This window comes from Virgibacillus necropolis, assembly GCF_044793635.1.
Lineage (GTDB): Bacteria > Bacillota > Bacilli > Bacillales > Amphibacillaceae > Virgibacillus_F > Virgibacillus_F necropolis_A.
This window is the reverse complement of the sequence record NZ_CP084992.1, coordinates 1,473,549-1,486,615: the sequence shown is the minus strand read 5'-3', so window position 1 is coordinate 1,486,615 and position 13,067 is coordinate 1,473,549. Positions and strand designations below refer to the sequence as shown.

General features: G+C 37.2%; 8 protein-coding genes. 6 read left to right on the top strand and 2 right to left on the bottom strand.

Going from position 1 to position 13,067, the window contains the following annotated elements; genetic code table 11:
* Nucleotides 1-172: 172 nt before the first annotated feature.
* Nucleotides 173-3,505, bottom strand: a complete 3,333-nt coding sequence (locus LG329_RS07190) for a GH36-type glycosyl hydrolase domain-containing protein (RefSeq protein ID WP_404455244.1) — start codon at nt 3,503-3,505, stop codon at nt 173-175.
* Nucleotides 3,506-3,527: 22 nt separating this feature from the next.
* Complete coding sequence (gene bglX, locus LG329_RS07185) at nt 3,528-5,693, bottom strand: beta-glucosidase BglX (protein ID WP_404455241.1); 2,166 nt, start codon at nt 5,691-5,693, stop codon at nt 3,528-3,530.
* A 269-nt stretch (nt 5,694-5,962) separates the two neighbouring features.
* On the opposite strand from bglX, the gene LG329_RS07180 reads away from it, so the two are divergent.
* The 6 genes from LG329_RS07180 (at nt 5,963) to LG329_RS07155 (ending at nt 12,958) form a co-directional block, all read left to right on the top strand.
* Entirely contained in the window at nt 5,963-7,198 is a 1,236-nt protein-coding gene (locus LG329_RS07180; protein ID WP_404455238.1) for a sugar ABC transporter substrate-binding protein, read from the top strand.
* Between the two features lie 114 nt (nt 7,199-7,312).
* Nucleotides 7,313-8,212, top strand: a complete 900-nt coding sequence (locus tag LG329_RS07175) for a carbohydrate ABC transporter permease (protein WP_404455235.1) — start codon at nt 7,313-7,315, stop codon at nt 8,210-8,212.
* Nucleotides 8,213-8,260: 48 nt separating this feature from the next.
* The gene (locus LG329_RS07170; protein ID WP_404456469.1) at nt 8,261-9,058 is read left to right on the top strand and encodes a carbohydrate ABC transporter permease; all 798 of its coding nucleotides are present in this window, start codon (nt 8,261-8,263) and stop codon (nt 9,056-9,058) included.
* A 71-nt stretch (nt 9,059-9,129) separates the two neighbouring features.
* Nucleotides 9,130-10,122, top strand: a complete 993-nt coding sequence (locus LG329_RS07165; RefSeq protein WP_404455232.1) for a LacI family DNA-binding transcriptional regulator — start codon at nt 9,130-9,132, stop codon at nt 10,120-10,122.
* 364 nt (nt 10,123-10,486) lie between these two features.
* On the top strand, nt 10,487-11,905 hold the full coding sequence (xylE, locus tag LG329_RS07160; protein WP_404455229.1) for a D-xylose transporter XylE: 1,419 nt from the start codon (nt 10,487-10,489) through the stop codon (nt 11,903-11,905).
* A gap of 282 nt (nt 11,906-12,187) precedes the next feature.
* Nucleotides 12,188-12,958 (top strand): IclR family transcriptional regulator, encoded by a 771-nt coding sequence (locus LG329_RS07155; RefSeq protein ID WP_404455227.1) that lies wholly within the window; start codon nt 12,188-12,190, stop codon nt 12,956-12,958.
* The last annotated feature ends 109 nt before the right edge of the window (nt 12,959-13,067 follow it).

The following is a 13,067-nucleotide window of genomic DNA, read 5'->3' as shown; positions in this document are numbered from 1 at the left end:
GCGGAAAGTGAAGTATAATCGAATATGCGATGGTGGATCCGCATATTTAGTACTATATTTAACTTTTTCAGTAGCCTTTAGGTGTGCAAGTCCAATTCAGACTTGGGAGTAGGAACTGTTAGCTAAACTAAAATAAACCCACAATCCTTCTTCAGAATTGTGGGTTAACCTGTTACATATAAATTTCTATTTTATTGTTATCCGTTAATAGAAGTTCCTCGAGCACCTTATGTCCGACAATAAATCCGCCATCACGGTAAGGGTTGGTAATGGATTCTGTTTCCACGTTCTGACCGTTAATAACCAAGTGTTTCTTATCCTGATTCAGATGGTAAACAAATGTAACAGGCCGATCCATGAACGTAAATTTAAACTGTAATCCATCAAGTTTTTCTGGCAACACTGGGTCAATAACAAGGTTACCTTTTTCTTGACGTATTCCTAGTGAGTTAGAAATTAATTGGTTCATATAAATCCCTGGGCCGCTTGAATAAATGCGCCAGCCACCTTTGACTTGTACGGTTCCATCTCTAAGTTTATCAAAGTTTTTTTGTGCTTGGTATCGAGTATTAAACTTTCCGTCAGAACTACTGAAATAGGTATTACTTTGACGGATTTCTGCATTTGGAACAATATCTCTGATACCAATCGGATTGATGACCGATAAACCTCTCCAAACTTCATCTTCATTACCGAGTTTTGCCATTGCCTCAACAAATCTGATGTTTGCATGTACATATTGTAAACCGATTTCGCGTCCGAAGTTGGCTGCTTGTTCTGCCCGTTTGAAATGTGTACTTACTCCTCCAGTATACTTAGCTGGTCGATCCATTAGGCGGACGCCATCTGGAAAGTAAAGATTTTCCTTGATGATAGCATAATGTTCTTTAGCCTCTTCTGCTGTTAAAAGTTCGCTAATCATTCCTCGAATCATTGGTAGTAATCGATAATTAATTCCGGTTTTCGAATCGGTCGGATGTAGCATGAATTCTGACTTTCCTGGTTGTTCCATATATACAAAACCGGGTAGAATATCTGCATTATGGATATAGCGATTATAATCATTTTTAATTCCGGAAGCTAATGCCTGTAATTCATTTGCTTCCTGTTCATCAGGTTCTATGAGTGCTTCTGACAGTTTACTAATTACTTGATACGTCAATGCGACTGTCCAGCTTGAAACCATGAATTCTTTTAGTTGGGCATTTGCTGGTTGAAGTGTATCATCCCAATCGCCATCACCATATGATGATAAGAACGTATCATGGATGAATTCATCTTTAATATAGTTAATTGCCTTTTTGACATGATCCAAGATAGTTTCGGTTTTTTCAGTGAATCCGAATCCATCCCGCTCTGTGTAAGGAACTTTTTGCTGCAAAATAGCATAGTCCTTCGTTGCCTCTAAATAATCTCCTATTACTTTTAAAGGCCAAACAATTACGTCACCGTGGCTTTCGGCTTGTTGAATGTTTGCATATTTATCAAACATAAACCACTGCGGCCAGTTTCCGATATCTTCATATTGATGGGAGAAAACCTTTATAAGAATCTCTTTTACTGATTCAAAGTTTTGCGTTGCCATAAAATATTCGGTTGGACCTTGGCATACATCGCGTGTTCCCCATGCCGCTCCAATATATTGTTCCAGTCCACGTGGCACGGAAAAGTGTACAAGCATATTGTGTGTATACCACCATGCAGTAGCGTTCATTTTTTCAAGTTCTTCTGTTGCTTCGTTATTTATTGACAGGGAAAAGCCTTTCATAACATCACGATAAAATGTACGATAACGCGCAGCTTCCGTTTCAAAGTCTTTTTTCTTCCAAGGTTTATTTTCGTTATATAATAGTCCTTCTATTCCTATTTCCCATTCACTTGAGGAATTCACATGTAGAACCACAAGCGAGGCTAAACCAGGTAAAGCGTTTTGAGCTAAAAGGTTTTCATCTTCTAACTGAACATCAGCACCTGTTACATGAAGACGATAAGATAGATCTGGATATTTTTCCGCGCTATCAGCTTCAGAATCAGCATAAAAAGATAAGGTATTTCCTTCTTTTTCTATCTTGAACGGTCTTTCGTATTCATTATTGTTCATTGTTACTTGGTTTGTAACTAGGTAGTCATAGGATTTACCACTTGATGACTTTACTTGCAGCTGCACTTCAGGTGTATCAACAGTTGTAAAGTTAGTGATAACCAATACATCATTTTCGGTTTTATAGTACCAGCGTGCATAGTTAAATCCTAGTTCAAACATCGACGGCATGGTAAGTAAGCGATAAGTTCCATCCACTTCTACGTATATCCTTTGGCCGGACGTTTTCATTATGTTTAACGGATTTCGTATATTCGATAACATCTTATTCATGGAAGTATTTCCGACTGTTATTTGGGAGTTGAAAATACCGTACATAAAGGAAGTGGAAGTTATCGTGTCTTCTTTTAATTTATCATTTTGTCCACTCATTAAGATATGGCCATGTGGTCGTTCCACAAGTTGTTCTTTTTCCTTCAAGATCACGTGCTCATACGAATTCGTAAAAAACGAGAGTAGTGAGTCATCCTCATATTCTTCCTGATGGCGCGCAGGAAAATAGTTGTTAATCTCTTCATTTGTCATGGATAAAGTTTGAAGTGGTTCTCCTATAATAGAAGAAGTACTGATCTTATCCAACGGTTGGCGAGCTGCGGTGCGCTGATTTTTCACTTCTTCCCATGCATTCGATACTTCATCTTCAAATTCTAAGGAAGTAATAGTTGATGGATGATCCTCTTTAAAAAGGCCGTAAAATACAAATTGCTGCTGGCCAGATAATGTAAGGCGTTCTGACTGCAATGCTGTATAAGCAAATTCATATTGATAGATTTCATTTGCCAGGGTGGCTTTCGTTAGTATTTCTGGCACGTTTGTGGTTTTATACGATAGTCCAAAAAATTGAAATCCATCTGTAGAATAACCAACTGTTTTATTAAGTGCACCTTGTTGCATGTACGGAAAGCCGTCAGTCATAGGTTGATTTTGCCGTGTGCAAACAACATAACCTTTCTTGGTATCTTCAAATACTTTGTGATCCATATATTGAGACATGTAAGCTTCATTTGAGCGAACAGCTCCATGATCGGCAAGACCCAGATCCTGTCCGTAAATAATATCTACGTCTATATCTTCGGCGTTCAAGGTAACATCCCAGAACCAGATTCCCTTCGATGATAATCTAAATGTAACCTGGTATTCTACGCCACACTTAGAACCTTGCCAGATAACTTGAGATTCGTTGGTGAACAAGCTGCTATCAGACTTAACACCTAATAAAGGGATAACCTTTATTTCATCAGACGCATAAATACGCAAGTAGAGGTTATTTAATGCTCCGTCAATTGGATTGGACAATAGTTGATTGATCATCGTGCTTTTATGACTGATTTCAAATAAATCACCACTATTTAAAAAGGTGAACTGTAAATCTCCTTCTTTAATCGTAAATTTAGACTCGTTCATTTATGCATTCTCCTTTAGGTGCTTATTTTAATAATTCGAAAGGAATAGCTTGGACATCCCGGCTATTAGATCCAATATAAGCAATAAACTTACCTGGATCACTTGAAAATTCAAGGTTTGCGTGATGATAACGTAGCTCTTCTTCTGAAATAGTAAACGTTACTTCTTTTTCTTCTTCGGGCTGTAAGTGAATTTTTACGAATCCTTTTAGTTCCTTTAATGGCCGTACGACTTCCCCTACAAGATCCCGAATATAGAGTTGTACTGTTTCTTCTCCAGCTGTATTACCTGTGTTTTTAACAGATACCTTCATTGTTATCGGTCTGTCAGCAGTCATTTCTGCTGCTGAAAGTCTCGCGTTATTGTAGGTGAAGGTTGTATAGCTTAAGCCGTATCCAAATGGAAATAGTGGTTCATTCGGGCTATCCAAATACTGTGATACATATCGTTCTTGGGCATCTGGTGCACCTTTTGGTCGCCCGGTATTGAAATTGTTATAGTAAACAGGTACCTGTCCGACAGAGTAAGGGAATGACATGGTTAGTTTTCCTGATGGGTTAGCGTCACCGAAAATTAAGTCAGCAATTGCTGCACCACCTTCTGTTCCTGGATACCAAGCCTCTAATACCGCATTTGAATGTTCCATTACCCCGTGCAAATCTAAAGGACGTCCATTAAATAGCACCGACACCATTGGTTTATCCAGTTCTTTCACTTTTCGTATTAAATCGAGTTGGACTTGTGGTAGCCTAATATCTGTTAAGGATCCAGCTTCACCGCTCATTTCGGAATCTTCTCCAAGGGCTAGAACAACAACATCAGCATCCTTTGCTACTTGTAGCGCTTCAGTTAGCTGCCTGTCATCACTCGTTTCAATATCACAGCCTTTGGAAACGGTAAAGTTGGAGGCATTCACTTTCATTTTCAGACCTTCATTCATTGTAATTGCTTCGTCCTTTGAACCTAACCATGACCATGGCCCAAGAATGTCGTTGTTATCAGCGAAAGGACCGATTAAAGCAACCTTTTGTTCTTTTTGTAATGGTAGAACATCATCATTTTTCAATAATACAGCGGATTTTGATGCTAGTTCGCGTGAGACTTGTCTATGTGCTTCACTCATTACTATATCTTTTTCAAGCTGTTCATTTGCTCCACGGTATGGATTATCAAATAAACCAAGTTTTTGTTTTAGTTGCAATATGCGTAATACCGATTCATTAAGTAATTCTTCTTCGATATCGCCATTATCCACTAATTCTTTTAAATTTTTCACGTAGCATGCAGTCATCATTTCGATATCGACACCAGCTGTTAAAGCTTTTAATGCTGCTTCTTTTTCGTTTTCTGCAACTCCGTGTGGGATTAACTCCTTGACTGCTCCCCAATCGGAAATAATGACGCCATCAAAGTTCCATTCATCGCGAAGTAGGTCACGCATTAATTGTTTGTTTCCGGTTGCGGGTATTCCGTCTACTGTGTTAAACGCAGTCATAACCATTTCACTGCCAGCATCAAGTGCTGCCTTATAAGCTGGTAAATAGGAATCACGTAGTTCGCGTTCTGACATGTTGACAGTATTATAATCACGCCCGCCTTCTGGAGCACCATATGCAGCAAAGTGCTTAACGCATGAAGCAACACGGTCATAGTCATTTGTTAAATCTGAACCTTGGAAACCACGAACCTGGGCTTTAGCAAATTGACTATTTAGATATGAATCTTCACCAGTAGACTCCATTACCCTGCCCCAGCGAGGGTCTCGAACTAAGTCAACCATAGGGGCAAAAGTGACATGTACGCCAGATACTGCCGCTTCTTTTGCAGCGATTTCTGCGCTTTTTTCTGCTAATTCCAGATCCCATGAACAACCAATCGCTAAAGGAACAGGAAAAATAGTTTTGTAGCCATGAACAATATCGGACATTACTAATAAAGGGATACCTAAACGATTTTCACTTATGTGTGCTTGTTGAATGCTGATTACTTCGTTAGCACCCGATGCTCCGAGCACGGAACCACTGTTGCGAACAACATCATCGTTAATTCCCATGCCTACCATCGGACCTGTAATTTGTCCTTGGTTAGCAGATCCTTTGTAAAAAGGTGTTGCTAACTGCATTAGCTGACCTATTTTTTCATCTAAAGTCATTTGGTCCATGAGTGAAACTAATTGTTTATTATTCATAGTTACTCCTCCGTGTCTATAAGTAGTTAAATGAAACGTTTCGATAAATTGTATAGTGGAATTATAAGGTCTTTTCATCTTGCGGTCAAATTATTTTAATCTTAATTTATCCCATTATACAAGTGTTTATAGCTTATTTGTTGTAAAAATTTGAATAAAAATAATAAAATTTTACTAAAACTATTGAAAGCGGATTCAGTATTGATTATAATCAATATATCGAAACGTTTCAATAGATGTTCACAAATAAATTTAAGGGGTGTTTTGCTTTGAAGAAATCCAAATTAATAATTTTGTTTTCAATTATGGCTGCTTTTGCCTTTTTAAGTGCTTGTTCTGATGATAGCTCTGAAGGCGGCAGTGATACAATTGAAGTATGGGCAATGGGTGAGGAAGGTAAGAAACTTGAAGAGCTTACCAAGAAATTTGAAGAAGAAAATGAAGGTCTTAAAGTAGAAGTACAAGCTATCCCTTGGGGTAATGCACACGATAAGCTATTAACGGCAGTTGCTTCCGGAAATGGACCTGATGTACTTCAACTGGGTACAACATGGGTAGCAGAGTTTGCTGAGGCAGGCGCATTAAAGGATTTATCCGAATATATGGATGACTACCCGGAATTTGCACCTGAGAATTATTTTGATGGTTCAAAAGCTGTAATGAAACGTGGAGATAAAATTGTAGGTATACCTTGGTATGTTGATACACGCGTTTTATACTATCGTACAGATATTTTAAAAGAAGCTGGATATGATGAAGCTCCACAAACATGGGAAGAATTGAAAGACGCTGCTGCAACGCTTTCAGCACGTGGAGAAGACCAATTTGGAATTGATATCGATCAAAAAGATCAGATTACACCATTCATTTTTGCTTGGCAAAATGGATATGAAGCAGATTTGGAAAATAAAGATTTGAATTTTGATTCACCTGAATTTATTGAAGCAATGGAGTATTATCATAGCTATTTTGAAAAGGGTTACAGTCAAACACAACAAGGTGGAGATATTGTACAAGCGTTCAGCAATGGATCTAAACCGATGTTCTTCAGTGGTCCTTGGATGATCAATATTATGAAGGACCAGGCGCCTGATCTTGAAGGGAAATGGGCGACAGCAGTTATGCCTAAAAAAGAATCAAGAACATCCAGTATGGGTGGATCCGTTTTATCTGTCTTCCATACATCTGAAAATGTAGATAACGCATTGAAGTTTATTTCTTATATGAACGAAGTGGAAACACAGCTTGAGTGGTTAAAAGTTTCCAACACACTACCAGCAAGAACGGAAGCTTGGGAAGATCCGGTACTAAAAGAGGATCCTAACTATCAAGTGTTCGGGGAACAATTGAAGGATGCAAAAGCAGGACTTCAAATACCAGAATTTGAACGAATTGCTCAGGAACTGTTGAGTTCACTTGAACGTATTAATGCAGGTGGAGCAGATCTAGAGGAAGAAATGAAAAAGTTTAACAAAAAGGCTCAGGAATTACTGGAAGAAGAATAAAACAAAGCAGGCTGTTGATATATAATGGAAAAAATATGGAGTCAATGAGCAGTTGCTTATGCTCCATATTTCTTTTCATATATATCGCGAGCAGTATTGATAGGTGGGTTAAAAATGTTGGATTCAATTAAAAGTAAATTTCAAAATAAACAACCATATATGTTTATTGCACCTGCAGTAATATTGCTGATGATCTTTAGTATTATCCCAATACTGATTGCATTTGTAATTAGCTTTACGGATCTTAATCTAAAAGGGTTGGCTGATTGGTCGAATATTAGCTTTATAGGTATGGAAAATTATATAGAACTTTTTAAAGATGATACTTTTTTAAAGTCTGTCTATAATACTGCCTTTTATGTCATTATAGGTGTGCCTCTCGTTATTTTCTTCTCATTAGGCATCGCTTTATTGTTGAATTATGGCAGCAATAAACTGTTCTCCTTTTTCAGGTCTGTATACTACATGCCTTCGATCACCAATATCATTGCTGTAGCAGTAATTTGGGGATATCTGTACAATACAGATTATGGATTAATCAACTATGTTTTATCGCTTGTAAATATAGATGAAGTTCCATGGCTGCAGGATCCATTGATAGCCAAAATTTCGTTAATTATTTTGGCAGTCTGGAAGGGAATCGGGATTAACATGATTATTTTCCTTGCTGCTCTGCAAGGAATTCCGAGATCATATTATGAAGCTGCAGAAATGGATGGGGCAAGTCGAATAAAAACACTTTTCCATGTGACATTGCCACTGCTACGATACGCAACGTTCTTTGTTACGGTAACGACACTGATCGGATGGATGCAGTTCTTCGAAGAGCCTTATGTTATGACGCAAGGCGGTCCGTTAGACGGAACGGTTTCAGTTGCATTATTTATTTATCAGGAAGGTTTTCAGTTTAGTGAATTTGGCTACGCAGCCGCTGCATCATTTATATTGTTTATCATGATTATTATTGTGACGTTAGTTCAGTTTAAAGCTAGAAAATCTGATACAGAGTATTAAGGAAGGGTGAATCTAATGGCTACAGCTATGAAAAAAAGTAAAACCGAAATGCGGATTGTAACAACTATTATGGTGCTTGGCGGAGTCTTGGTTTCGATCCCCTTTTTGTGGATGATTTCCAGTGCGTTTAAGCCTGAAAGTGAAGTACTGCAGCTTGTACCAACGTTGATTCCGGAAAATCCAACATTAGAAAACTTTATTAAACTGTTCACTGAGTTAAATTTCCTTGTATACTTAAGAAATACATTAATTATTGTATTCTTTTCGTTCATAGGATTACTATTTAACGCCATGGCCGGATATGGGTTTGCGAAATTCGAATTTAAAGGCAGGGAGAAAATATTCTATGTTGTTTTAGCAACAATGATGATTCCTGGACAAGTTACGATGATCCCTGTTTATTTATTACTTAATGAAATGGGTCTGACAAACACGATGACTGGAATTATATTACCAGGCTTGGCAGTTGCTTTTAGCATCTTTTTGTTCAGACAATTTATGACTACCATTCCAACTGATTTAATCGAAGCTGCCCGTTTAGATGGAGCAGGAGAATTTTATATTTTTTTCCGGTTAATAATTCCGATCGCTAAACCGATATTTGCTGTACAGGGAATTTTAACTTTTATTGCCGCATGGAACAGCTTCCTGTGGCCGCTAATTATCGCAAATGATGAGAGCCTGTACACGTTATCTGTAGGACTGTCACTGCTTCAAGGTCAATATGCAAATAACTTTGCATTACAAATGGCTGGAGCGGCATTTATGGTTATACCGATCATGATAATATTTTCTTTCTTTCAAAAGTATATTGTCGAAGGATTCACTATGTCCGGTATTAAGTAATGAACTAATTGTTAGAAATAAAGGTACTATTAAAATAGGTTTTTTAAAGGAATTTTATGGAGGAAGTAAAAATGGCAACAATTAAAGATGTGGCAAAGCTCGCAGGAGTAGCGATATCGACAGCTTCATACGCATTAAATAACAGTACTAAAGTTAGCCAATCTACTAGAAAAAAGGTGGAGAATGCTGCCAAGGAGTTAAACTATCAAAAAAATGGCTTTGCATCAGACTTAAAAAGAACAAAGACAAATACAATTGCTTTAATTCTGAGTGATTTATCCGGACCCTATTATTCAGAATTAATCAAAGGTGTTCAGGATGTTGCCACAACAAATGGATATGATCTGATTGCTTGCAGTTCAATTGGAGGATCACAATCTACAGCTGTTAAATTTTTAAAAGAAAAACGAGTGGACGGGGTCATTATTCTAGCCCACAATATTAGCGATGAACTAACCTTGGAATCAGCAAGGGAAGGATTTCCACTTGTTGTATTGGATAGAAAACTAAAAAATGAATTTGTCGTTCATGTTGAAGTAGATAATGTGGATGGTGGTTACGCTGCAACTGAACATTTAATCAAAAAGGGTCATAAACAAATTGCGTATATAAATGGCCCTTATAACTCGCATGATAATGAACTGCGATTTGAAGGATTTTCAAGGGCATTAAAAGATAATGGGCTAACATATCAATCAAAGTGGAGATTGTCTGGTGATTTCACACGTGAAGGTGGATACAGAGCAACAAAAATGTTGATAGCTCAAAATGAATTACCTGAAGCGGTTTTTTACGCGAATGATGAAATGGCAATCGGGGGCATACAAGCTTTTAGGGAAAATGGGATAAAGATTCCTGAGGACATTTCCGTAATAGGCTTTGATGATATTCAGCTAGCCGAATATATAACCCCACCATTGACCACTATGAAACAGCCTAAATATGAAGCCGGGGCGTTATCTGTACATTTAATTTTTCAATTATTATCAGGTGAAAAAGTAAATCATAGTTATAAGCTTTCGACAGAACTTGTTGAGCGGGATTCTGTGAAATTAAAAGAATAACGAATATAAGAGGCCTATGCAGACCAATTTGGTGATGTGTGGGTCTTTTTTGTTTTGGAGTGTCGGTCGCTTGTTTTGAATGGATTTATCATTAGTATTTTTTGTTGCCCTTGTTCCATCTATATAATCTTGTGAACGTCTTTTGTAGGGAGAAAGGCGCTTTTCTAAATTGATGAGGTTAAGAATCGAGAGGTTGAAGGAAGGGTTATTGAATCTAAGATATTCAATTACTATATCAATTATCTTAGTTCATCCACTGTACAAACTAAGTTTAGGCTGTTACAATAATTTATAGAAAATAGCAGAAAGCGGTTTCATTATAGGAGGTGAAAAGGAGAGGGATTATTTTCTCTCTCTGATAGAGATGGAAAAAAATAAAAGCTTTTATATCGTGTTAATCACTTTGGTCGCAACTTTAGGAGGTCTTTTATTTGGCTATGATACAGCTGTCATATCTGGAGCGGAAGGCGCTTTGCAAGTTTACTTTACAGATAGTTTAGGCCTTAGTTCACTCGTGCATGGAATTACGGTTTCTAGTGCTTTAATTGGTTGTATTATAGGCGGTATTATGTCTGGATATTTTTCAACTACCTTTGGTCGGAAGTATTCGCTATTAATAGCGGCATTTCTATTTTTGTTATCGGCTCTTGGTTCTGCGTATCCTGAATTTTTATTTTTCACTAAAGGAGATCCAACAATAGCGCTACTAATTACCTTTAATATCTACCGTATAATCGGGGGTATCGGAGTAGGTTTAGCCTCAGCTGTAGTGCCAATGTATATCGGTGAAATCGCACCTTCGCATCTCAGAGGTCGATTGGTTTCATTAAATCAATTTGCGATTATTTTTGGAATGCTGGTCGTTTATTTTGTTAACTGGGGAATCTCGAAAGGTCAATCAGTGGAATGGATTAATGATGTGGGCTGGCGTTATATGTTCTTGTCAGAGGCGATTCCAGCTGTTCTGTTTTTAGTTTTTCTATTTGCTGTTCCGGAAACGCCTAGGTATCTTGTATCAAAAAATCAAAATGAGAAGGCAATGGTTATACTTTCTAAAATATATGATCAAAAGATGGCCAAAGCAACAATGTTTGAAATTAAGAAGTCCTTTAATGTAAGTAAAGGAAAACTGTTCTCGTATGGGAAGACCATCATCGTTATTGGTGTTCTATTATCTGTATTCCAACAATTTGTTGGAATTAATGTTGCGCTTTATTATGCTCCACGTATATTTGAAAGTATGGGTGCTGCAAAAGATGCATCCATGTTTCAAACAATTATTATGGGGTTAGTTAATGTTGTTTTCACGATAATAGCCATTTTAACTGTAGATAAATTTGGTCGAAAACCTTTATTAATCATTGGTTCCATCGGTATGATGATGGGTATGTTCGGGGTAGCGGGACTCGCTTTTTTCGATATTATTGGAATTACTACATTAGTTTTTATAATTATTTATACAGCATCTTTTATGATGTCTTGGGGTCCAGTGGTATGGGTACTTATATCAGAGATCTTCCCAAATAAAATCAGAGGGCAGGCTGTGGCGATTGCTGTAGCTGCACAATGGGGAGCTAACTATTTTGTATCCTCAACATATCCAGCTATGATGGAATTTAGTGGTGGCTTAACTTATTCCTTCTATGGCGTTATGAGTCTTCTTTCAGCTATATTTGTATGGAAATTCGTACCTGAGACAAAGGGAAGATCACTAGAGGAATTAGAAACCCTATTGACACAATCTAATTCAAAATCAAATGAGAAAAAATATAATGTTAATTGAAGTGCCTGTCACTTCCTGTTATTTGGTGAATGTTGTCGAATAATAGGTCTTGTGATAAGAAATATAAAAAGCGAACAAGGAATTGGCGGAGTGACCGTCAATTCCTTGTTTTGTTTAGGGTGCCTGTCACTTCATATAATATTTCTTGAAGACAAATTAAAGGTAGTGTATTATACTATATATAATTATATGAATATTTTAAAAAACCAAATAACGGGAAAGGGGATTTGATATAATAAGTGAACAGGCTTATATTTTTACAACATCAGAGGGAGATTTATTATGCCAATTATCCAATCTTTAGATAGAGCACTGCGTATGTTAGATTTATTTGATGAAAGACAAACGGAGCTTAAAATATCAGAAATAAGTACTAAAATGGGGTTGAATAAGAGTACAACACACACACTTCTAAAAACCCTGAAAATGCACGATTATATAAAGCAAGACATGGAAACGGGTAAGTATAGCCTCGGGTTAAAACTAATTGAACGAGGTAATTATGTGCTTAGCAGCCTTGATATTCGCAAAATTGCTAAACATGCCTTAACGGAATTATCAGACGTTACCGGTCAGACGGTGCATCTAGTTATCCTGGATGGTCAATCAGGTGTATATATTGATAAGGTAGAAGGTGCTACCTCCATTGTTTTTTCACGTATTGGTAGAAGGGTCCCTATCCATTCAAGTGCTGTTGGAAAAATATTAACCGCTTTCAAAAGTGAAGTGGAAATAGATGATATTTTAACTGATTATGAGTTTTATAAACAAACCAAACACACAATTACTTCAAAAGAGATGTACATAAAAGAATTACAAGTAGCAAATGAAGCTGGTTATGCTATGGACAACGAGGAAAATGAGCCTGGTGTGTACTGTATTGCTGTTCCAATCTTTGATTATCGGGGCTCGGCAGTAGCGGCAATTAGTATATCAACTACAATATCCAATGTTACAAAAGAATATAAAAAGACCACAATTGATTTATTAAAGGAATCAGCATTAACTGTTTCGCATCAATTAGGGTATAAATCATCCATTCATTCCATCTAGCTGATTAAATTTTTAACAGATAGGAAAGTATAAACTTTCCTAACTGCATAAGTGCAACTATGACATTCGCCACAAAGGCTTGCGAATGACAAGTTTTCTAATATGTATA